The sequence below is a fragment of the Saccharothrix sp. NRRL B-16348 genome (genome assembly GCF_001280085.1).
Taxonomy (GTDB): Bacteria; Actinomycetota; Actinomycetes; order Mycobacteriales; family Pseudonocardiaceae; genus Actinosynnema.
Map to the genome: position 1 here is coordinate 1 of NZ_LGED01000214.1, position 19,798 is coordinate 19,798.

Here is a 19,798-nt window from a genome sequence, read left to right on the forward strand (position 1 = left end):
CACCCCCCGCCGCGCCCCCTACCGCGCCCTACCGGGCCGACGCCGCCTACCGGGCCGACGCCCGCCGTGCCCTCTCTAACCCGCCGTGGCCCTCAGACCCGCAACGCCGCGCCGCCGCTCGCGCGCCCACTCGCTCGTGGTCGCCGCGCTCGCCGCATCCCACGCCCGCCGCCGCGCCTCTACCTCGCGCGCCCCAGCTGCCGCACCCCTCCGCGCCGCGCCGGCGGGCTCCCCGTTGCTGGCGTGTCGCGGCGGGTTTCCGTGTGTGCGATTCCTTCCGGGCTGGAGGCGGCTTACGGCGGCGGATCGCGGCGGGTGGGCTGGGGGGGGGGGGGCGGGGGGGGGTGGTTTGGGGTGGGGGGTGGTCGAGGCGTTCCGCTGGTTTTCAACCGAGGTGCGGTAACGGTGTTTCCGTACATTTTTGGGCGAATGTCACTCGATCGTGTTGGCGGAAAGGCTGTGGGCGGGTGCGGCGGGCAAGGGGTTGAGGGGCTTGCCCGCCGGTGAACCCGCGGGTTAGGGGAGGAGGTGGAATTCGGTGCAGTGCCAGCGTGAGCCTTGGCGTTCTACTCGGGCGGCGAAAGCGCGGACCTTGGTCGGCATGTGGAGGGTGCCCGCCAGTTCCGCCGCATCCGGCGACACGTGGCACAAGCGGTAGCGGCCGAGGCGGGTTTGGGTGGTGGTGGCGGCTTCGGTGACGGTGGTCAGGGCGCGTGGGGCGAAGGTGGCTGACAGTTGGCGGGGTGGTCGTCGACCGCTGAGGGCCTCGACCAACGGGAACAGGAAGTGGCGGGCGTCCAGAGGTGCGGCGGCGGTTGGTGGGGGTGTGGTGGCGTGCAGGGGGCCGGTGGGGGTGTCCTCGGGGCCATCGGGCTTCGTCGACGACAGGGTGCGGAGTTGAGGTGGCATGCTGAACCGAGGGCGGACGGCCGGGGTTTCGTACCAAGATCACCCGATGGAGGCACGGTGCGGGGACTGGTTCTCGACTTCGGCGGTGTGCTCACGGACCTCGGTGACGATCACGCGGCGACCGAGCCGCCGCTGCTCACCGCCACCCGCCAGGCTCGCCACCAGGGCATCCTCACCGCGATGCTCTCGAACGCCGACTTCCTGTGGCACCCGCCGGCCGGTTGGGAAGACCTGTTCGACGCCGTCATCACCTCCGGCGAGGTCGGCCTGGCCAAACCCGACCGCCGCATCTACCTGCTCGCCGCCGAACGGCTCGGCCTCCCCGCCGCCGAGTGCGTCTTCGTCGACGACCTCGCGGTCAACGTCCGGGGCGCCGCGGCAGCCGGAATGGTCGGTGTGCACCACCAGTCCGTGCAATCCACACTCGAGGAACTGGAAATACTGCTCCAGGTCCCCCTGCAGAGTTAACCGGTCACGAACGGCCACGGAGAATCCACCTGGCCGGTGAATTGCCGCTCACTCGACTTCCCTCGTACGTTCTAAGCGTTCACCGGCGAAGATCACGCGATGTACAGCCATGACGAGCATGGCCGAATGCCCCGGTTCCGCATCCGATGCCATACGAGGGGCGCGGGTGCGGGACGCCGAGGGCTGGTCGGGACGGCCCGACGGGTACCGCGTCGGGTGGCTGTGGTGAGCCGCCGACCAGCCGGGTTAGGCAGCGCGGGTGTCTGAGCGGCCCTCCGGCACCCGCGCTGCGCATCGCAAGAATCAAGAGCAGTCACGAGCGACGGCGGACGACCTCGAAGCACAGCACGGCCGCGGCGCTGGCCACGTTCAACGACTCCACCCCCGCCGCCATCGGGATCGACAACCACCCGGTCACGTGCGGCCGCACGTCGTCCGAGATGCCCGCCGACTCACTGCCCAGCACGAACGCCGCCCGCGGCGGCAGGTCGGCCGCGTACACCGACGACCGGGCCTGGGCGTCCAGCGCGAAGATCGGGTAACCGGCGCCCCGCAGCGCGACCGCCGCCTCCGCCGCCGTCGCGCACCGCAGCACCGGCGCCCGGAACGCGACCCCCGCCGACGCCTTGACCACCATCGGGTCGATCGACGCGACACCACGCCGGGGCACGACGATGCCGTCCACACCCGCCGCGGTCGCGGTGCGCAGGATCATGCCGACGTTCGCCGGCGTGGTGATCCCGTCGAGCACCAGCACGAACCGCGGCCCGTCGCGCAACCCCAGCTCCAGCGGACGCATCCGCGGCGCGACGACGTCCGCCAGCACGCCCTGGTCCTGCTTGCCGTTCCCGGCCAGCACCTTGACCCGCTGCGCGGAAGCCCGCTGCACCGCGACGCCGCGGCGACCGGCCGCGTCCAGGATCTCCCGGGCGGCCGGACCGCGAGCCGTGTCGGCGAGCACGACCTTGTCGACCTCGAGCCGCGGGTCGTCCAGAGCCTCCAGCACGGGCTTGCGGCCGTACACGGTGACGAACTTGTCCTTGGGTGACACATCCACGGCGTCAGTGTCCACTACCCGTTTGGGGCTTGCTTTCGCGCTGTCAATCATGATGATCGTCACATGACATCGCGCGACGAGGCGCACCGTCTGCTGGCCAGCGGCCGGGAGGCGGACGTCTACCTGCGTCCGGACGGCCTGCTGCTCAAGCGCAGCCGGTCGGGCCGCGACCTGCGGCCCGAGGCCGAGCTGATGCGCTACCTGCGCCGGCACGGCATACCGGTGCCGAGGGTGGCGGACGCCTCGGAGACGGACCTGGTCATGGAGTACGTCCCCGGTCCGCGCATGTCGCAGGAGCTGGACGCCCAGCCGTGGCGGGCGGGCGCGCTGGGCCGTGAGCTGGCCGAGCTGCACCGCAAGCTGGACGAGGTGCCCGCGCCGGCGTTCCTGCACGGTGACGGCGACCTGCTGCACCTCGACCTGCACCCCGGCAACGTGGTGATGGGCCCCGAGGGCGCGGTGGTGGTCGACTGGGGCAGCGCGCGCAGGGGCGACCGGAAGGTCGACGTGGCGCTGAGCTGGCTGGCGATCGCGGTGGCGCCGCTGCGGCCGTTCAAGCGGTTCGCCCGGTCGCGGATGGTGCGCGGGTTCCTGTCCGGGGTCGACGGCTCGGTGCGGGTCGAGGCCAGGCGCGCCATGCCGGCCGCCGCGGCGATCAGGCTGGCCCGGCACGAGCGCGACGAAGCCGAGGTCAGCGCCGTTCGCAGGCTGGTGCGGGACTGCACCGACTAGCCTGGACCGCATGCCCGACCGCCTGTCCGCGCTGGACGCCTCGTTCCTGTACCTGGAGGACTCCACGACGCCGATGCACGTCGGTGGGGTGGCGGTGTTCCGGCGACCGCGCACGGGCTTCGACTACGACCGGCTGGTCGACCTGATCGAGCAGCGGCTGTCGCTGGTGCCCCGGTACCGGCAGAAGGTCGTGCACGTCCCCGGACGGCTCGCGCGGCCGGTGTGGGTGGACGACGCGGACTTCGACGTCACCTACCACGTGCGGCGGTCGGCGTTGCCGAAACCGGGCAGCGACCAGCAGTTGCACGACCTGGTGGCGCGGCTGATGTCCCGCCCGCTGGACCAGACCCGGCCGTTGTGGGAGGTCTACCTGGTGGAGGGCCTGGCCCGGAACCGGACCGCGGTGATCACCAAGACGCACCAGGCGATGGTGGACGGCATCGGCGCGCCGGAGATCGGGCAGGTGATGCTGGACGTGTCCGCCACGCCGCGGCCGCCGGTCGAGTCGCTGTGGATGCCGTCGCCGGAGCCGAGCGGGTTGCAGCTGGTGGCCGACGCGGTCGCGGAGGCCGTGCAGCGGCCCGGCGAGGTGGTGGAGAACGCCCGTTCGGCGGCGATGGACACGGTGGCGACGGTGCGCAAGGTCGCCGGGGTGTTCGGCGGGTTGGTGTCCGCGGTGCGGACCGCCGCGACGCCCGCTCCCGGCAGCCCGTTGAACGTGCGGATCTCGCCGCAGCGGCGGTTCGCGGTGGCGCGCACCCGGCTGGACGTGTTCCGCGCCATCCGGCGGACGCACGGCGGCACGGTGAACGACGGCGTGCTCGCGGTGCTGTCCGGCGCGCTGCGGAACTGGCTGCTGTCGCGCGGCGAGGTCGTGACGGCGGGCACCACGATCCGGGCGATGGCGCCGATGTCGGTGCGCGACGACGAGACGCAGGTGTCGGCGTACCTGGTCGACCTGCCGGTCGGCGAGTCGAACCCGGTCGTGCGGCTGCACCACGTGTCGCACGCGATGCGCGCGCACCAGGAGTCGGGGCAGTCGGTGGCGGCGCAGACGTTGGTGCGGTTCTCCGGCTTCGCGCCGCCCACGTTGCACGCGTTGGGCGCGCGGGCGGCGTCGTCGTTCTCGCGGCGGTTGTTCAACGTGGTGGTGACGAACGTGCCCGGTCCCCAGGTGCCGCTGTACGCGGCGGGGGCGAAGATGATCGAGATGTTCCCGGTTGTGCCGTTGGCGAAGAACCAGGCGTTGTCGATCGGCGTGACGTCTTATGACGGTGGCGTGTACTTCGGCCTGAACGCCGACCGCGACGCGATGTCCGATGTGGACGTGCTGGCGGCGATGGTCGAGGAGTCGGTGGAGGAACTGATGGGAACGGTGTCCACATGAGGGTGTACCTCCCGGCGACCGTCGCGATGCTGCGCGACCTCGTGGAGAACGGCGAGTTCGCCGCCGTGGGCGGGACGGGGTTCGCCCTGACGCCCGCGTTGCGCGAGTCGTACGCGACCGGTGACACGGAGGAGCTGGAGTACTCGGCCATGCTCGACGCCGCTCGCGGTTCGCTGCGGCTGATCGCGGGCGACGAGAAGGCCGTGCCGAGGCGTGCGGTGGTGTCGGCGGACGTGCCGGACGTGAAGCTGCGGCCCGACCTGGACTTCTCGGTGGTGAAGCTGTCGGGTCCGGTGCCGCTGGAGCTGATCGCCGCGATCCACCTGGACACGCTGGAGGCGGAGGACGACGTGCGCGCGGCGGCCGACGTGATCGACGCGGCGGACCTCGGTGATCCGGACGCGGAGTTCGCGCTGGGCGGTGCGGAGGACCACGAGCTGGCCTGGTACGCGCCGCAGGAGCTGCCGTTCCTGCTGGAGCTGATGTAGCCGCGGTTCGCCACGCCGAACGGGAGCCGGACGTCCAGATTTCGGTCTGGACGTCCGGCTCCCGTGTGGTTCGACCCCCCGGTCAGCGCTGCAGGGTCAGCAGGCCCGGCCGGTAGGGCAGGAGGCCGTAGTCCACGCCGTCGGAGCGGGGGTCACGGCCTTGGTAGAGCAGTTGCAGGTTGCAGGGGTCGACGGTCTTGGTCTGGTCCGGGTTGGTGCGGAGCAGGTCGCCGTGGCTGATGTCGTTGGTCCAGGTGGCGCCGCTGTTGGCCTTGCCCGCGAACGGGTTGCTCTCGGTGGCGGCCTGCGGCGTCCACGAACCGCTGAGGCTGCTGGACGTGAACGAGCGGAAGTAGCGGCCGTTCGCGCCGATCGCCTCGACGATCATCAGGTACTGGTTCTGGCCCTGGAGCTTGTACACCTCGACCGCTTCGAACAGGTTGTTCGTCGTGTCGCTCATGATCGTGGTGTAGGACGAGCCGAAGCTGCTCGGGAAGTTCCCGAGCGGCATGACCTGGCGGTAGATCTTGCCGTTGTCACCGGCGAAGAACAGGTACATGTTCTGGCCGTCACCGATGAGCGTCTGGTCGATGGGACCCGTGCCGGAACCGGTGATGCTCGCCGTGGAGAGCACCTGCTGCGCCGACCACCCGTTCGGGTTGGTGGGGTCGGTCGACGTCCGGTAGCTGAACGCGGTCCCACCCCACTGGTAGGCGAGCACCCAGATGTTCTTCGGGGCGAAGTAGAGCAGCGTGGGCGCGACGGTGCCGGAATTCATGGCCTGCTGGGGCGCCGACGCCATCTCGGACCAGTTGCTGAAGAGCCCGAAGTTCATCGAGCCCCAACTCGTCCCGAAGTCGTGCGTCGTGCCGTAGACGAGGTGCTTGCCGTTGTACGGCACGTAGGTGAAGTCCTTGAGCGAGACCCAACCCGACCTCGGGTTCGCCAGCGCGCCCGAGGAGGACCAGCGGTACCTCGACGGCAGAGCGCACGTGACGGGCGTGGTGGTGGTCGTCGTCGTGGAAGTAGTGGTGGACGTGCTGGTGGAAGTGGTGCTGGTCGTCGTGGTCGTGGTCGTGCTGCCGGTGCACGCCACGCCGTTCAGGGCGAAACTCGTCGGAATCGGGTTGCTGCCCGTCCACGACCCGTTGAAACCGAACGACGCCGAACCGCCGGTGGCGATCGAACCGTTGTAGCTCACGTTCTTCGCGGTCACCGCGGCGCCGCTCTGCGTCAACGACGTGTTCCACGACTGCGTCACGGCCTGGCCGGCGCCGAACGACCACGTCAACGTCCACCCGGTCAGCGGATCACCCAGGTTGGTGATCGACACGTTGCCGGTGAACCCGCCCTGCCACTGCGAAGCCACGGCGTAGTTCACCGAACAGCCCGCTGCCGCGGCGCCGGCCGGCAGCGCCACGAGGGTCGCCGCCGAAGCCAGCAGTGCGGCGCTCGCCACCGCGGCGCCGACAGTGGCTGTTCTGGACCTGGTCATGAAGCTGCGTCGTTGCATTGACATGACGTCTCCTCTGCGGACTTTGCGCAAATTTTCGAACGGTGGCCGCCCGCGATCGCGGTAGTCGACGAGAACGGCCATCGGCTCAAGAAGTCGGCGCGCTCGGCCGAGTGTCGATATGGCCGGGCGACCAGCACGTCGCTAAATGTTTTAGCGATAGTGCTAAATATTTGAGCGCGTTCTCATGGGCACCTTCCGGGCACGACGACGCTACCGGCAGTTAAGCGGTTGATCTGTTCCCAGAATGGAGTGCGCAAGGCCTTGAGGTCAACAGGGCGAGCTTGACCGTCTCAATGGGCGGGCAAAGGGCTCAGTCGTATTCCTCCAGTTTGCCGCGGGACGCCAGGAGGCGGCGCAGTGAGGCCAAGCGGCCGGGGGAGGCCTCGCCCGTGCGGACGAGTTCGTCCAGCATGCAGTCCGGGTCGTCCGGCGCGCCCTGGTGACCGCAGCCCGACGGGCACTCCTCGGCCATCGCCTTCATGTCGGGGAACGCGCCCACGATGTCGTCCGGCGTGATGTGCGCCAGGCCGAACGAGCGGATGCCCGGCGTGTCCACCGCCCAGCCGCCCTCGGGCAGCGGCAGGGCGACGGTCTGGGTCGACGTGTGCCTGCCCTTGCCCACCCCGCTCACCACGCCCACCGCCCGGTGCGCGTCCGGCACCAGCTTGTTCACCAACGTCGACTTGCCAACGCCCGAGTGCCCGATCAACGCCGACAGCCGGTTCGCCAGGCGCTCGCGCAGCTCGTCCGGGTCCTGGTCGGACCGCGTCACCACCACCGGCAGGTTCAGCTCGGCGTAGGCGGCGAGCAGCTCGTCCGGCGACGCCAGGTCGGACTTCGTCAGGCACAGCAGCGGTTCCAGCCCGCCCGCCCACGCCGCCACCAGGCAGCGGTCGATGAAACCCCGGCGCGGCTGCGGGTCCGCCAGCGCCGACACGATCACCAGCTGCTCGGCGTTGGCCACCACGACCCGCTCGAACGGGTCCGTGTCGTCCGCCGTGCGCCGCAGCACGCTGCGCCGCTCCTCCACCCGCACGATCCGCGCCAACGTGTCCGGCTGCCCGGACGTGTCGCCGACCAGCCCCACGTGGTCGCCCACGACGACCGGCGTGCGGCCCAGCTCCCGCGCCCGCATGGCGACGACCAACCGCTTCGGGTCGTCGTCCATCGCGCACGTCCACCGCCCGCGGTCCACCCCGACGACCATGGCGGGCACCGCGTCCGCGTGCTCGGGCCTGCGCTTGCTGCGCGGCCGGGTGCCCTTGCCCGGCCGCACCCGCACGTCGGACTCGTCCAACCGCCGCCAGTCGCCGCGTGCCACGTCAGCGCGCCCCCGGCAGCGACAGCATGGCCGCCCACATGCCCGGGAAGTCCGGGATCGTCTTGGTGGTCGACCCGATGTCGTCCACCGACACGCCCTCGACCACCAGGCCGATGATCGCGCCCGCGGTGGCCATCCGGTGGTCGGCGTAGGCGCGCCACACGTCGCCGTGCAGCGGCCGGGGCGTGATGACCAGGCCGTCCTCGGTCTCCTCCGCGTCGCCACCCAGCCGGTTGATCTCGGTGACGAGCGCGGCGAGCCGGTCCGTCTCGTGGCCGCGGATGTGCGCGACGCCGCGGATCCAGGTCCGGCCCTCGGCGAGCGCCGCCAGCGCGGCGACGGTCGGCGTCAGCTCGCTCTCGTCGCGCAGGTCGACGTCGATCCCGGTCAACCGGTCCGGGCCGCGCAGCGTGAGGCCCGCGTCGGTCAGCGTCACCGTGCACCCCATGCGCTCGAACAGGTCGCCCGCCGCGCCACCGGGCTGGGTGGTCTCCGCCGGCCAGCCGGGGATGGTCACCTGACCGCCGGTCACGGCCGCCGCTGCCAGGAACGGCGTGGCGTTGGACAGGTCCGGCTCGACGTGCCAGTCGCGGCCCCGCACCGGGCCCGGCTCGACCCGCCACTCGTTCGGCGTCGAGTCGTCCACCACGACACCCGCCTCGCGCAGCATCGCCACGGTCATCTCGATGTGCGGCAGCGACGGCACCGGCTTGCCGTCGTGCCGGATCGTCACGCCGCTCTCGTACCGCGCGCCCGACAGCAGCAGCCCGGACACGAACTGGGACGACGCCGACGCGTCGATGGTGACCGCGCCGCCCGGCACACCGCCCTTGCCGTGCAACGTGAACGGCAGCGCGTCGCCCGCCACGTCCGCGCCCAACGCCCGCAGCGCGTGCAGGATCGTGGTCATCGGCCGGTTGCGCGCGTGCGGGTCGCCGTCGAACGTGATGTCGCCGACGGCGAGCGCGGCGGCGGGCGGCAGGAACCGCATGACGGTGCCCGCCAGACCGCAGTCGACCTGCGTCGGTCCGTGCAGCTCGTGGGGTGTGACCAGCCAGGACCCGTCCGGGCCGTCGGCGACGTCGACGCCGAGCGACCGCAGCGCGTCGACCATCAGCGTGGTGTCGCGGCTGCGCAGCGGCGCGTGCAGGGTGGACGGGCCGTCGGCCAGGGCGGCGAGCACGAGCGCGCGGTTGGTGATCGACTTGGAGCCTGGCACGGGTACCGTCGCGTCGACCGGGCCGTCGGCGGTGGGAGCGGACCACTGCTGAGTCATGGCTTGATGATTCCGCATCGGGTGGTCGACAGCTCGCACCGGGCTTTCCGACGTGCGACGATGGCACCGCCCGAGGGTGATCTGTGGAGAGGTGATCGGTGTGTGCGGCAGGTACGCGTCCACCAAGAACCCCGCGCTGCTCGCGGCGGAGTTCGACGCGGTCGACGGCACCGAGGGCGTCGCGCCCGGGCCGGACTACAACGTCGCGCCGACCAAGCAGGTGCTCGCCGTGGTCGAACGGCACCCGCGCGACGACGAGGGCAACCCCGACCCGGACACCACCGAGCGCAGCGTCCGCGTGATGCGCTGGGGCCTGGTGCCGCACTGGGCCAAGGACCTGTCCGGCGCCGCGAAGATGATCAACGCGCGGGCGGAGAGCGTGCTGGCCAAGCCCGCCTACCGCGACTCGGCGGCCAAGCGCCGGTGCATCGTGCCCGCCGCGGGCTGGTACGAGTGGCAGCCCGGCGAGGGCCGCAAGCAGCCGTACTTCATCAACCCCGGCGACGACTCCAGCATCGCCATGGCCGGCATCTGGTCGGTGTGGTGGCAGCAGGAGGGCGACGAGCGCAAGCCGATCATCACGTGCGCCGTGCTCACCACGGACGCGATCGGCGAGATGACGTCCGTGCACCACCGGATGCCGCTGGTGCTGCCGAAGGACCGCTGGGCGGCGTGGCTCGACCCGGACAACGCGGACCCGAAGGACCTGCTCGAACCCGACCTCGGCCTGGTGGACGCGCTGGAGCTGCGCCCGGTGTCGATGAAGGTCAACAGCATCAAGAACAACGACCCGTCGCTGATGGCGGCCGTTCCGCTGGGGGAGTCCGAGAAGCCGGAGCCCACCTTGTTCGAGCTGAAATGACCTCGCGGGTGGTCGACACCCCTTACGGCCCCGCGCGGGCCGAGCTGCACTGCGCCTCGGAGAGCCGCGCCGCGCTGCTGCTCGGGCACGGCGCGGGCGGCGGGATCGCGGCGCCCGACCTGGTGGCGGCGACCCGGGCGGCGGTGGACGTCGGCGTGCACGTGGCGCTGGTCGAGCAGCCGTACCGGGTGGCCGGCCGCCGCGCGCCCGCGCCCGCCAACCAGCTCGACGCGGCGTGGCTCGCGGTGGCGGACGCGCTGGGCGAGACCTGGTTCGACGACCTGCCGCTGCTGTTCGGCGGCCGGTCGTCCGGCGCGCGGGTGGCGTGCCGGACGTCGTCGGAGGGGCAGGCGGTGGCCGTGCTGTGCCTGGCGTTCCCCGTGCACCCGCCGGGCAAGCCGGAGAAGTCCCGGATGCCCGAGCTGGACGGCGTCGAGGTCGCCACGCTGGTGGTGCAGGGGGAGAACGACCCGTTCGGCAGGCCGGAGGCGGCGCACCACCGCGACGTCGTGCTGCTGCCCGGCGACCACAACCTCAAGGCCGACGTGGCCGCGGTGGGCCGGGCCGTCGGCGAGTGGCTGGACCGCGTGCTGCGCCCGCTGGAGGTCTGACCCGGAGGTCGGGTCAGGCCGAGATCGGCGCGATGACCGCCTGCGTGAGCCGGACCAGGTCGGCAGGCGCGATCTCGACCTCGAGCCCACGCCGCCCGGCCGAGCAGTAGACGGTCGCGAAGGCCTCCGCCGAGGCGTCCAGCGCCACCGCCAGCCGCTTCTTCTGCCCCAACGGCGAGATGCCGCCCGCCACGTACCCGGTGGCGCGCTCGGCCGCCGCGACGTCGGCCATCTTCGCCTTCTTCCCGCCGACGGCGGCGGCCAGCGCCTTCAGGTCCAACTGGCCCGTGACCGGAACCACACCCACGGCCAACCGGCCGTCCACGTCCGCGACCAGCGTCTTGAACACCCGTTCGGGCGCGATGCCCAACGCCTCCGCGGCCTCCAGCCCGTACGACTCGTGCCGGGGGTCGTGCTCGTAGGCGTGCAGCGTGTAGGCCACCTTCTGCTTGTCCAGCAACGCGGTGGCGGGCGTCCCACGTCCGGCCATGATCGCGCACGATAGTCGAGGGAATGCGCGGCGACGTCGTCGCGTTGGTGCGAGCGTGGCTACCGAGGTGATGGACCAGCAGGTCGGCAGGCAGGTCAAGGCGCGCCCGCCGCGTGGCTCGGCTCACTGCCGACCCGGGGACCGCCGCGTATCCTCGACTGCGTCCCAGACAGTTCCATCCACCGCGCTGACCAGCCGGTGGGAAGGGAGCGCGGTGCCAGCCACGCGAACGCAGGACACGCCGACTGACGAGACAACGGCCGAGCGCGCCGCCAGGTTCGAGCGCGACGCTATGCCGATGCTCGACCAGTTGTACTCGGCGGCCCTGCGGATGACCCGCAACCCGGCCGATGCCGAGGACCTGGTCCAGGAGACCTACCTCAAGGCGTACGCCGCCTTCGCGTCCTTCTCGGAGGGCACGAACCTCAAGGCCTGGCTGTACCGCATCCTCACCAACACCTACATCAACGGCTACCGCAAGAAGCAGCGCCAGCCGATCCAGCAGCCGACGGACGAGATCACCGACTGGCAGTTGGCGCAGGCGGAGAGCCACACGTCGACCGGGCTGCGGTCGGCGGAGGTCGAGGCGATGGACCGGCTGCCGGACTCAGACGTCAAGGAAGCCTTGCAGCGCCTGCCGGAGGAGTTCCGGATCGCGGTGTACCTCGCGGACGTGGAGGGCTTCGCCTACAAGGAGATCGCAGACATCATGGGCACCCCCATCGGAACCGTGATGTCCCGGTTGCACCGGGGCCGCAGGCAGCTTCGCGACCAGTTGGCGGACACCGCGCGCGAGCGCGGCATCATCCGCGACGGTCACCAGGAGGTGGCGGGCCGATGAGCTGCGGCGAACCGCACGAGACGGACTGCTCCGAGGTCCTGTCCGAGGTCTACCTCTTCCTCGACCACGAGTGCGACGAGAGGCGCAAGGCCCTGCTCCAGACCCACCTGGAGGAGTGCCACCCGTGCCTGGAGCAGTACGGCCTGGAGGAGCACCTGAAGGCGCTGCTGGCCCGCAAGTGCGGCGGCGAGCACGCGCCCGAGGAACTGCGGCGGCGCCTGCGCGCCCGGCTCTACCAGACGTCGGACCAGACGACGCTGGAGGTCGAGGTCACCACCACGGTGACGAGGATCGAGACGTCCAGCACCTGACACCGTCAGGGCTACCAGAAGACCCCGTGGAAGTCGAAGGCCCCGGAGCGGTTGCTCCGGGGCCTTCGCACGCCGTGACTTCGTGATCAGGCGTTGGGGCGCTTCCCGTGGTTGGCGCCACCCTTCTTGCGGTCGCGGCGCTTGCGGGCACGCTTCGACATGGGGTTCTCCTAGTGCTCGTCATGCTTCAACCCAGTGTGTCACGCGGTCACCTGGGCACGGCACCGGGTCTGAATCGTGGTTGGATGAACCGGAACGAAGGAGGACCATGGCCGAGGAGATCCGGGCCGAGATCGTGGCCAACGTGGCCCAGATCGCCGTCCAGGAAGGCGACGAGGTCACGCACGAGACCACGGTCGTGGTGCTCGAGAGCATGAAGATGGAAATCCCGGTCCTCCCCGAGGGCGCGGGCCGGATCACCCGCATCGCCGTGTCCGCCGGCGACGTGGTCCAAGAGGGCGACCTCATCGCGGTGGTGGAGTAGCTGTCCACCCTCACCGACCTCCTGGCCGAGCACACCAAGCTCTCCGGCGGCGCCGTCGACCACCTGCAACTGGTGGTCGCCGAGTGGCAGCTGCTGTCCGACCTCAGCTTCGCCGACTTCCTGATGTGGGTGCCGCTGGACGACACCACGTTCCTGTGCGTCGCGCAGGCCCGGCCGACGACCGCGCCCACCGCGCACCCCGAGGACGTCGTCGGCAGCATGGTGGACGTCGAGGAGCACCCCCAGCTGCGCCGCGCCATGACCGAGGCCCGGATCTGCCGCGAGGAGGACCCGCGCTGGCACCTCGGCGTGCCGGTCCGCCGCGAGGCGATCCCGGTCAAGCGGAACGACGAGGTCATCGCGGTGCTCAGCCGCAACACGAACCTGGCCGTGCCGCGCGTGCCGAGCCCGTTGGAGATCTCCTACCTGGGCAGCGCCGCCGACCTGTGCCAGATGATCTCGGACGGCACGTTCCCGACCACCGAGCCGTCGCCGGACGTGCACACCAGCCCCCGCGTCGGTGACGGCCTGATCCGGCTGGACGCCTCGGGTGCGGTGGTGTTCGCCAGCCCGAACGCGCTGAGCGCCTACCACCGCATGGGCCACGCGTCCGACCTGGTGGGCGTGCACCTGGCGCCGTTGACCAGGTCCCTGATCGGCGACCCGTTCGACGCCACCGAGGTGGCGCAGCGCATCCGGGCCGCCCTGGACGGCCAGCCGAGCATGCGCATCGAGGCCGAGTCGCGGCGTGGCGCGGCGGTGCTGTTCCGCGCCCTGCCGCTGCGACCGCGTGGCAGCGCGGCGGGCGCGCTGGTGCTGTGCCGCGACGTCACGGAGGTCCGCCGCCGCGACCGCGCCCTGATGTCGAAGGACGCGACGATCCGCGAGATCCACCACCGGGTGAAGAACAACCTCCAGACCGTGGCCGCGCTGCTGCGCCTGCAGAGCAGGCGGACCAGCAGCGAGGAGGCCCGCGAGGCGTTGGCCGAGTCGGTGCGCCGGGTCACGTCGATCGCGCTGGTGCACGAGACGCTGTCCATGTCGGTGGACGAGCGGGTCGACCTCGACGACGTCGTGGACAAGGTCATCCCGATGATGTCCGACGTGGCGGCCACCGAGTCGCAGGTGGTGGTGCGCCGGGACGGGAAGTTCGGCATCGTCCAGGCCGAGCTCGCCACCCCGCTGGTGATGGTGCTGACCGAACTCGTGCAGAACGCGTTCGAGCACGCGTACGCGGCGGGCCAGCGCGGCGAGGTCGTGGTGCACGCGGAGCGCTCGGCGAAGTGGTTGGACGTCGTGATCTCGGACGATGGCCGCGGCCTGCCGCAGGGCTTCTCGCTGGAGCGCACCGACCGGCTCGGCCTGCAGATCGTCCGGACGCTGGTGGAGTCCGAACTCAGGGGCTCGTTGAGCTTGCGGAGGCGGCCCCGAGGCGGTACAGAGGCGGTCCTGCGCGTACCGCTCAGAGCCCGGCGTTAGACTGCTCCCCGTGCACACGTGACGACCTACCTCAGCGGAGTCACGTGGTCATGCGGGAGGGTGTGCAACACAAGCGAAAGGCCCGACACCTGGCACGGTGTCGGGCCTTTCGTGTGCTTGCTGTAGGTGGCTCAGGCGTTGCTGCGAGCCCGGGTGCGAGCGTTGCGGCGCTTGAGGGCGCGACGCTCGTCTTCGCTCATCCCGCCCCACACGCCGGCGTCCTGGCCGCTCTCGAGCGCCCACGAGAGGCAGTCGGAGACGACGGGGCAGCGGCGGCAGACGGTCTTCGCCTCGGCGATCTGCAGGAGCGCAGGACCACTGTTCCCCACGGGGAAGAACAGCTCGGGGTCCTCGTCGCGGCAGATCGCGCGGTGGCGCCAGTCCATTGGAACTACTCCTCAGCTAGGCGCGCGCGAAGGCGCGCCACTCGTCAGCGGTCGGTTTTGGGGTGCTTGTGAATGCTTTCACGAACGGCGGGGATGTCAAGGGTTTAGCCCCAACCCGGTGAGTGAACTCACCCGAAAGATCGACTGGGTTCACCTGGGGTTTCACGGAGAGGTGTCACACCAGGTCACAACATCGCGGATGGGTACCGAGCCGGTCACACCCCGGTCACACGGCGACCGTGAGCGCGCTCGACACCCCGGTGAACTCGACCTCGGTGCAGGCGCCGAGCAGGTCACCGTCAACCTGCAGGTTGACGGGTTCCGGACTAGTCACCCGGACGAACTCGACGTCGTCGCGCCGGAGCAGGTTCCCGCCCTTGGGGTTCCCATCCGTGGCCAAGAGATGCGCGAGATAGCGAAGAACTGTCGGCAATCCCATCCCGTGCAGCGCGAACAAGCCGAGGCCGCCGTCGAAAGAGGTGCTCGGGTTGAGCCGGATCGCCTTGTCGCCGAGGTAGGTCCACGGGTCGGTGTTCGAGACGAACGCCAGCCGCACGTCCTCGAACGGCGGTTCCTCCGGGATGTGCACGGTGAGCGTCGGAGGCTGTCTGCGCTGGGTGAAGTAGCTGGTCAGCGCGGTGCGCGCGTAGAGGGTCGGTGACGCCTGGCGACCTCTGGCGCGTTGGTGCTCGACGGCGGCGACCACGTCGGCGTCCCAGCCGACGCCCGCGTTGAAGGTGAACCAGCGGTCGTGGTCGAGCCCCGCGCCGGTGGCCGAGACGTGACCGACGCTCACCTTGCGGCTGGTGCCGTGCTCGATGGCCTGGAGCAGGCGGTAGGTGGCCTCGACCGGGTCGCGCGGCAGGCCGAGCGCGCCCGCGAACACGTTCGCCGAGCCGCCGGGCACCACGCCGAGCATGGGCAGGCCCGGCTGCGCGCCCTCGCGCAGCACGCCGTTGACCACCTCGTTCACCGTGCCGTCGCCGCCGTGGGCCACGACCAGGTCGTACCCGTCCACGACGGCCTGCGCGGCGGCGTTCGCCGCGTGACCGCGGTAGTCCGTCTCGACGATGTCGAGCTTCACATCGCTGGCCAGTGCGTGCGCGAGCACGTCCCGACCGGCAGGCGTGGTTGCCGTCGCCTGTGGGTTGACCACCAGAAGTGCGCGCACTACTGCAGGGTAAGACAGCGCGTGACCTCGGACAGGTTGCGTGTCACCCGGTAGGAGGGTTCAGAGCGCACGATAGTGGTCGACGTCTCCTTTCGCGTCCCACTTCCCTGGGTCTGCGTCGTACCGCGTCCCGCGACAAGTGCACCCCGGCCCGACCGCCGGCTCGCCGAAGAGACTCCTGTGATCATCGCTCCTGGGGCGGTCGAACGGGACTCGCCAACCGGGTGGCCTACGATGCGTGACGAGTACGCACCGTGAGGAATGGCCCAGTTGAGGGCGCAGCCGAAAGGGTCAGCGTGTCGACCGAACCCGTGGTCCCACCGGCGGTCCGGGCAGCCGGTGCGCTGACCGCGTTGCAGGGCCTGGCCGGGCTGGCGTTCGCGGTCGCGCTGGTGGTGCGGTCGTTCAGCGCGGAGAAGTCCGGCGAGGTGCTCGGCGAGGCCGCCTACTTCGCGGTGCTGTCGGCGGGCGTGCTCGCGGCCGGTGTCGGGCTGGTGCTCGGCAAGCACTGGGGGCGCACGCCCGCGATCGTCGTGCAGCTCCTCCTCCTGGGTGTCGCCTGGTACATGTACGGGCCGTCCGACCGCCAGCTGTGGGGCGCGCTGCTGGGCGTGTACGTGGTGGGGACGCTCGTGCTGCTGTTCACCAACCCGGTGCGGCGGTGGGCGCTCGGCGTGGACGAGGAAGAAGCGGACGCCTAGGGCGGTCACGGCCACAGCGGTCGAGGCCGTGTCGGTCACTGCCACATCGGGTCGGCGCCACTGCCGGTCGGCGCCAGGTCGGCGCCAGGTCGGTCAGGGCCATTTGGCCGCGCGACCATCGTCTGGGTGCTCGCCGACTAACGGCGGGTGGCCGGCGTCACTCCGACAGGTGACGCTGTGAGTGGTGAATTCACCACTCCCTGCGTTCGTTGAGGTGACAACTCCATGCGACTCAATCGCGCCCTGTCCGCGGTGGTCGGAGCCACTACCGCACTGCTGTCCGCGTTCGCCCTGACCGCGTTCGCGCCGGCGGCATCGGCCCAGGAGGCCGGCGGCATCGAGCCGTACATCATCGGCGGCGGCACGGCGAGCAACGCCCCCTGGGCCGCCCGCCTGTTCCGCAACGGCCAGCAGAACTGCTCGGCCACGATCATCGCCCCGACGTGGGTCCTGACCGCGCAGCACTGCGTGGCGAGCTCGGGCACCTACACGTTCCGCATCGGCAGCCTCGACCAGACCACCGGCGGCACCCTGGCCACCGCCACCCAGATCATCCAGCACCCGTCGGTCGACCTGGCGCTGGCGCGGCTGGACCGGTCGGTCTCGGGCACCTACGCGCCGCTGGGCACCACGACCGCCGTGGCCGTCGGCCAGACCGTGCAGCTCTACGGCTGGGGCGCGACCTGCACGAACCAGCCGGAGATCAACTGCCAGGCCCGCTACCTCAAGTACGCCAACACGCGCGTGACCTCGGTCAACGGGCGTGACTACCGCGGCGGCATCGCGATCTCGGTGTCCCGGATCGATGGCATCGCGGCCGGCGGCGACTCGGGCGGCCCGATGTTCGCCACCAGCCCGGTCGACGGCCGCCGCTACCAGGTCGGGGTGGCCTCCACCAGCGACCGCTCCACCCGCTCGAACTACACCGCCGTCACCCGCTACCGCGACTGGATCCGCTCCTACGCCGGCGTGTGAGCGGAACTCCCCGCCGCTGAGCGGGACTCCCCGGCCGAGGGGGCCTGGCACCTCTCCCCCCTGCGCCGCCCCTCGGCCGGGCACCGCGGTTTGATCCGGGGCCACTCACCAGTCACAATCACCCTGCGTGTTCACATTTGGTGGATGGACACGAACGGAGTAGCCAGATACGGTCTGGCAGGCGTTCACGCCGCTCTCCGGGTGCAGGCAGGGTGAGGTGCGCAGTGCAGAACCCCCCGAGGTGGGTGTCGACCAACGGTGACGTCGAGCGCCCCAACGTGGCCCGGCTCTACGACTACTACCTCGGCGGAGCGCACAACTTCGCGGTCGACCGCGAGTTCGCCGACCGGTCCATGAACGAGATCCCGACCGCCGCCATGGTCCAGCACACCCGCTCGTTCCTGCGCCGGGCCGTGCGGCTGTGCGTGGCGCAGGGCATCCGCCAGTTCCTCGACCTCGGCTCCGGCATCCCCACCGCGGGCAACGTGCACGAGGTCGCCCAGCAGGCCGACCCGACGTGCCGCGTGGTGTACGTCGACAACGAGCCCGCCACCGTCGCGCACAGCCGCACCATGTTGCGGGACAACGCGGGCGCGGCCATCGCCGAGGCCGACATCCGGGACGTGGACGCGGTGCTCGGCGCGCCCGAGGTCCGCGAGCTGCTCGACCTGACCCGGCCGATCGCCGTGCTGATGGTGGCGATCCTGCCGTACATCGCCGACGACGACCGCCCGGTCGAGCTGGTCCGCCGCTACCGGGACGCGATCGCCGACGGCAGCTACCTGGTGATCAGCCACCTGACCGCCGACGAGCAGCCGGAGCTGGTGCGCAAGCTGGTCGGGGTGGCCGCCGAGACCGACTCGCCGATCGTGGCGCGGTCCAAGCCGGACGTCGAGTCGATGCTCGACGGGTTCGACCTGTTCGACCCCGGGCTGGTGCTGGCGACGAAGTGGCGTGGCGAGGGCGAGCCGGCGACCAGCGCCGGGGCCGTGACCTACGGCGCGGTGGGCGTGAAGCGGCCGAACGGCTGATTTCCCTGGTCAGGCTGCTGGTCTAGGGTTCGGCAACCGCGTTCGCGGTGGTTGTGGCCCGGGGGGATCACCATGACTTGTCCGAACTGCGGCACGCCCGTTTTGTCCGGCGTGTCGAGCTGTCGCGCGTGTGGGGCCTCGTTGGAGCGGCAGGCCTCGCCGTCCTACCAAACTCCACCACCGCTTCACGCGCCGCAGATGCCCTACGCGCCACCGGCCGTGCAGGCGCCTTATGGGCCGGCCGGGTATCCGGGTCACCCCGCGTACGCGTCGCCGGAGCCGCGGCGGTGGGAGAACGTCTCGTCCCTGCGGCTGCCGCTGCTGGTGCTGCTGGGCGCGGAGGCGGTGCTGGCGCTGGTGATCAGCGTCGTGCCGTTGGCCGGCCTGCTGCACGTCCTGCTGTTCCTCGTGACCGCCGTGGTGTTCCTGGTCTGGTTGCACCGGGCGCGGCGCAACGCGGTGGCCGTGCGGCACCAGTTCGGGCCGGGGTGGGCGATCGGCGGCTGGTTCGTGCCGCTGGCCAACGTCTACATCCCGCTGCGGGTGGTGCTCGACACCGGGTGGGCCGCCGTGGCGCCGGACAGGCGGGCGACGGTGACCTGGCCGGTCGCCGTGTGGTGGGCGTGCTGGGTGCTGTCGTGGGTGACCGCCTTCCGGCTGACGATGACGGAGAGGGTCACCGCCACGTCGAGGTCGGCGGAGTTCTACGCCGGCTTCGACCTCGGCGCGACGTGGCTCAACTCGGTGTGCCTGGCGCTGGCCGCCGCCTCGCTGGCGGTGGTCGTGCACCGGATCACGGTCGACCAGGAGCGGGCCGTCCGGACTCGCTGAGCAGGCGGGTCTGCTCCTTCAGCACGTCGACCGTGCGGACCACCCAGTCCGCGATGACCTGTTGCTCCGCCGGGCTGTAGCGCGCGGCCACCTCGCCCATGGCCGCGCCCAGCCCGGCGAAGACCTGCCCGAACGCGCCGGGGATCGCGGTGATCACCACCCGCCTGCGGTCGCCGGGATCGGGTTCGCGCCGCACCAGGCCCGCGCGTTCGAGCCGGTCGGCGACGCCGGTGATCGCGCCGGGGGTCAGGTTGATCTCCTTGGCCAACTCGCCCGCCGACAGCGGGCCCTTGCCCGCGATGAGCGCGAGCGCGCGCTGGTCGACGGCCGTCACGCCCAACCGCGCGCCGACGGCCTCGTGGAACGCGACCACCGCCGTGCTCAGCTCACGTCCGAAGTCCCGCGCGTCCATGCCGTCACTTTACCGCGCTCGATATTTCAGTACACTGAACTAAAATATCTGGCCAGTGA

Annotated in this window: 24 protein-coding genes and 1 pseudogene; 15 read left to right on the forward strand and 10 right to left on the reverse strand. The window is 71.1% G+C overall.

Annotation, left to right across the window (positions count from 1 at the left end; genetic code table 11):
* Positions 1–516 precede the first annotated feature (516 nt).
* Positions 517–909: an Rv3235 family protein gene (locus tag ADK67_RS51285; protein WP_157620903.1), complete on the reverse strand. Its 393-nt coding sequence runs from the start codon at positions 907–909 to the stop codon at positions 517–519.
* Between the two features lie 57 nt (positions 910–966).
* Here ADK67_RS51285 and ADK67_RS28070 point away from each other — a divergent pair, with 57 nt between their 5' ends.
* On the forward strand, positions 967–1,377 hold the full coding sequence (locus ADK67_RS28070) for an HAD-IA family hydrolase (protein ID WP_053719528.1): 411 nt from the start codon (positions 967–969) through the stop codon (positions 1,375–1,377).
* 313 nt (positions 1,378–1,690) lie between these two features.
* Here the strand turns inward: ADK67_RS28070 and ADK67_RS28075 are convergent, their stop codons facing one another.
* Positions 1,691–2,485, reverse strand: coding sequence for a TrmH family RNA methyltransferase (locus ADK67_RS28075; protein ID WP_053719633.1), 795 nt, complete (start codon positions 2,483–2,485; stop codon positions 1,691–1,693).
* 12 nt (positions 2,486–2,497) lie between these two features.
* On the opposite strand from ADK67_RS28075, the gene ADK67_RS28080 reads away from it, so the two are divergent.
* From ADK67_RS28080 to ADK67_RS28090, 3 genes are read left to right on the forward strand one after another with little or no spacing between them, the layout of a single operon-like run.
* Positions 2,498–3,166 (forward strand): phosphotransferase, encoded by a 669-nt coding sequence (locus tag ADK67_RS28080; protein ID WP_053719529.1) that lies wholly within the window; start codon positions 2,498–2,500, stop codon positions 3,164–3,166.
* Positions 3,167–3,176: 10 nt separating this feature from the next.
* Positions 3,177–4,553 (forward strand): WS/DGAT/MGAT family O-acyltransferase, encoded by a 1,377-nt coding sequence (locus ADK67_RS28085; RefSeq protein ID WP_053719530.1) that lies wholly within the window; start codon positions 3,177–3,179, stop codon positions 4,551–4,553.
* On the forward strand, positions 4,550–5,041 hold the full coding sequence (locus ADK67_RS28090; RefSeq protein WP_053719531.1) for a DUF6912 family protein: 492 nt from the start codon (positions 4,550–4,552) through the stop codon (positions 5,039–5,041). Before ADK67_RS28085 ends, ADK67_RS28090 begins: the two co-directional genes overlap by 4 nt.
* Positions 5,042–5,123: 82 nt before the next feature.
* Here the strand turns inward: ADK67_RS28090 and ADK67_RS28095 are convergent, their stop codons facing one another.
* From ADK67_RS28095 to aroA, 3 genes are all read right to left on the reverse strand, one after another.
* Positions 5,124–6,554 (reverse strand): non-reducing end alpha-L-arabinofuranosidase family hydrolase, encoded by a 1,431-nt coding sequence (locus tag ADK67_RS28095; RefSeq protein ID WP_197289656.1) that lies wholly within the window; start codon positions 6,552–6,554, stop codon positions 5,124–5,126.
* 313 nt (positions 6,555–6,867) lie between these two features.
* Positions 6,868–7,878 carry a ribosome small subunit-dependent GTPase A gene (gene rsgA, locus ADK67_RS28100; protein ID WP_053719533.1) on the reverse strand — a complete coding sequence of 337 codons (1,011 nt, stop codon included), beginning with the start codon at positions 7,876–7,878 and terminating at the stop codon, positions 6,868–6,870.
* A gap of 1 nt (position 7,879) precedes the next feature.
* Positions 7,880–9,154: a 3-phosphoshikimate 1-carboxyvinyltransferase gene (aroA, locus tag ADK67_RS28105; protein ID WP_053719534.1), complete on the reverse strand. Its 1,275-nt coding sequence runs from the start codon at positions 9,152–9,154 to the stop codon at positions 7,880–7,882.
* A gap of 100 nt (positions 9,155–9,254) precedes the next feature.
* Between aroA and ADK67_RS28110 the strand changes: the two genes are divergently transcribed.
* Together ADK67_RS28110 and ADK67_RS28115 are read left to right on the forward strand one after the other, a co-directional pair.
* Positions 9,255–10,016 (forward strand): SOS response-associated peptidase, encoded by a 762-nt coding sequence (locus ADK67_RS28110; protein ID WP_053719634.1) that lies wholly within the window; start codon positions 9,255–9,257, stop codon positions 10,014–10,016.
* Positions 10,013–10,627 (forward strand): alpha/beta hydrolase family protein, encoded by a 615-nt coding sequence (locus ADK67_RS28115; RefSeq protein WP_053719535.1) that lies wholly within the window; start codon positions 10,013–10,015, stop codon positions 10,625–10,627. Before ADK67_RS28110 ends, ADK67_RS28115 begins: the two co-directional genes overlap by 4 nt.
* Positions 10,628–10,640: 13 nt before the next feature.
* Here ADK67_RS28115 and ybaK read toward each other — a convergent pair whose 3' ends face one another.
* Entirely contained in the window at positions 10,641–11,117 is a 477-nt protein-coding gene (ybaK, locus tag ADK67_RS28120) for a Cys-tRNA(Pro) deacylase (RefSeq protein WP_053719536.1), read from the reverse strand.
* Positions 11,118–11,331: 214 nt separating this feature from the next.
* Here ybaK and ADK67_RS28125 point away from each other — a divergent pair, with 214 nt between their 5' ends.
* The gene (locus tag ADK67_RS28125; RefSeq protein ID WP_053719537.1) at positions 11,332–11,958 is read left to right on the forward strand and encodes a sigma-70 family RNA polymerase sigma factor; all 627 of its coding nucleotides are present in this window, start codon (positions 11,332–11,334) and stop codon (positions 11,956–11,958) included.
* The gene (gene rsrA, locus ADK67_RS28130) at positions 11,955–12,269 is read left to right on the forward strand and encodes a mycothiol system anti-sigma-R factor (RefSeq protein WP_053719538.1); all 315 of its coding nucleotides are present in this window, start codon (positions 11,955–11,957) and stop codon (positions 12,267–12,269) included. The genes ADK67_RS28125 and rsrA overlap by 4 nt, the downstream gene beginning before the upstream one ends.
* Positions 12,270–12,355: 86 nt before the next feature.
* On the opposite strand, the gene ADK67_RS55425 is transcribed toward rsrA, so the two are convergent.
* Complete coding sequence (locus tag ADK67_RS55425) at positions 12,356–12,430, reverse strand: 50S ribosomal protein bL37 (RefSeq protein ID WP_096498094.1); 75 nt, start codon at positions 12,428–12,430, stop codon at positions 12,356–12,358.
* Positions 12,431–12,537: 107 nt separating this feature from the next.
* Between ADK67_RS55425 and ADK67_RS28135 the strand changes: the two genes are divergently transcribed.
* Entirely contained in the window at positions 12,538–12,753 is a 216-nt protein-coding gene (locus ADK67_RS28135; protein ID WP_053719539.1) for a biotin/lipoyl-binding carrier protein, read from the forward strand.
* On the forward strand, positions 12,754–14,232 hold the full coding sequence (locus ADK67_RS28140) for a PAS domain-containing sensor histidine kinase (RefSeq protein WP_053719540.1): 1,479 nt from the start codon (positions 12,754–12,756) through the stop codon (positions 14,230–14,232).
* Positions 14,233–14,363: 131 nt separating this feature from the next.
* On the opposite strand, the gene ADK67_RS28145 is transcribed toward ADK67_RS28140, so the two are convergent.
* Both ADK67_RS28145 and ADK67_RS28150 read right to left on the reverse strand, forming a co-directional pair.
* Positions 14,364–14,618, reverse strand: coding sequence for a WhiB family transcriptional regulator (locus ADK67_RS28145; protein ID WP_053719541.1), 255 nt, complete (start codon positions 14,616–14,618; stop codon positions 14,364–14,366).
* A gap of 226 nt (positions 14,619–14,844) precedes the next feature.
* A complete protein-coding gene (locus ADK67_RS28150; RefSeq protein WP_053719542.1) occupies positions 14,845–15,789 on the reverse strand; it encodes a diacylglycerol/lipid kinase family protein in 945 nt (314 codons plus the stop codon).
* Between the two features lie 296 nt (positions 15,790–16,085).
* On the opposite strand from ADK67_RS28150, the gene ADK67_RS28155 reads away from it, so the two are divergent.
* The 5 genes and pseudogenes from ADK67_RS28155 (at position 16,086) to ADK67_RS28170 (ending at position 19,327) form a co-directional block, all read left to right on the forward strand.
* Positions 16,086–16,490: a hypothetical protein gene (locus ADK67_RS28155; protein ID WP_197289652.1), complete on the forward strand. Its 405-nt coding sequence runs from the start codon at positions 16,086–16,088 to the stop codon at positions 16,488–16,490.
* A gap of 225 nt (positions 16,491–16,715) precedes the next feature.
* Complete coding sequence (locus ADK67_RS28160) at positions 16,716–17,465, forward strand: S1 family peptidase (RefSeq protein WP_053719544.1); 750 nt, start codon at positions 16,716–16,718, stop codon at positions 17,463–17,465.
* A 245-nt stretch (positions 17,466–17,710) separates the two neighbouring features.
* Positions 17,711–18,496, forward strand: a complete 786-nt coding sequence (locus ADK67_RS28165; protein ID WP_231648388.1) for an SAM-dependent methyltransferase — start codon at positions 17,711–17,713, stop codon at positions 18,494–18,496.
* 72 nt (positions 18,497–18,568) lie between these two features.
* Positions 18,569–18,634 (forward strand): annotated as a pseudogene (locus ADK67_RS55430) (zinc-ribbon domain-containing protein); the annotation flags it as partial.
* A 60-nt stretch (positions 18,635–18,694) separates the two neighbouring features.
* Positions 18,695–19,327 carry a DUF4328 domain-containing protein gene (locus tag ADK67_RS28170; RefSeq protein ID WP_053719546.1) on the forward strand — a complete coding sequence of 211 codons (633 nt, stop codon included), beginning with the start codon at positions 18,695–18,697 and terminating at the stop codon, positions 19,325–19,327.
* Here the strand turns inward: ADK67_RS28170 and ADK67_RS28175 are convergent.
* Positions 19,290–19,739: a MarR family winged helix-turn-helix transcriptional regulator gene (locus ADK67_RS28175; protein ID WP_053719547.1), complete on the reverse strand. Its 450-nt coding sequence runs from the start codon at positions 19,737–19,739 to the stop codon at positions 19,290–19,292. The genes ADK67_RS28170 and ADK67_RS28175 overlap by 38 nt on opposite strands.
* Positions 19,740–19,798: the final 59 nt, after the last annotated feature.

Coding starts and splice junctions, on each gene's coding strand:
- ADK67_RS28115 (WP_053719535.1), top strand. CDS start 10,013: ATGACCTCGCGGGTGGTCGACACCCCTTACGGCCCCGCGCGGGCCGAG.
- ADK67_RS28160 (WP_053719544.1), top strand. CDS start 16,716: ATGCGACTCAATCGCGCCCTGTCCGCGGTGGTCGGAGCCACTACCGCA.
- ybaK (WP_053719536.1), bottom strand. CDS start 11,117: ATGGCCGGACGTGGGACGCCCGCCACCGCGTTGCTGGACAAGCAGAAG.
- ADK67_RS28090 (WP_053719531.1), top strand. CDS start 4,550: ATGAGGGTGTACCTCCCGGCGACCGTCGCGATGCTGCGCGACCTCGTG.
- ADK67_RS28080 (WP_053719529.1), top strand. CDS start 2,498: ATGACATCGCGCGACGAGGCGCACCGTCTGCTGGCCAGCGGCCGGGAG.
- ADK67_RS28085 (WP_053719530.1), top strand. CDS start 3,177: ATGCCCGACCGCCTGTCCGCGCTGGACGCCTCGTTCCTGTACCTGGAG.
- ADK67_RS51285 (WP_157620903.1), bottom strand. CDS start 909: ATGCCACCTCAACTCCGCACCCTGTCGTCGACGAAGCCCGATGGCCCC.
- rsrA (WP_053719538.1), top strand. CDS start 11,955: ATGAGCTGCGGCGAACCGCACGAGACGGACTGCTCCGAGGTCCTGTCC.
- ADK67_RS28145 (WP_053719541.1), bottom strand. CDS start 14,618: ATGGACTGGCGCCACCGCGCGATCTGCCGCGACGAGGACCCCGAGCTG.
- ADK67_RS28170 (WP_053719546.1), top strand. CDS start 18,695: ATGCCCTACGCGCCACCGGCCGTGCAGGCGCCTTATGGGCCGGCCGGG.
- ADK67_RS28095 (WP_197289656.1), bottom strand. CDS start 6,554: ATGCAACGACGCAGCTTCATGACCAGGTCCAGAACAGCCACTGTCGGC.
- ADK67_RS28175 (WP_053719547.1), bottom strand. CDS start 19,739: ATGGACGCGCGGGACTTCGGACGTGAGCTGAGCACGGCGGTGGTCGCG.
- ADK67_RS28135 (WP_053719539.1), top strand. CDS start 12,538: ATGGCCGAGGAGATCCGGGCCGAGATCGTGGCCAACGTGGCCCAGATC.
- ADK67_RS28075 (WP_053719633.1), bottom strand. CDS start 2,485: ATGATTGACAGCGCGAAAGCAAGCCCCAAACGGGTAGTGGACACTGAC.
- aroA (WP_053719534.1), bottom strand. CDS start 9,154: ATGACTCAGCAGTGGTCCGCTCCCACCGCCGACGGCCCGGTCGACGCG.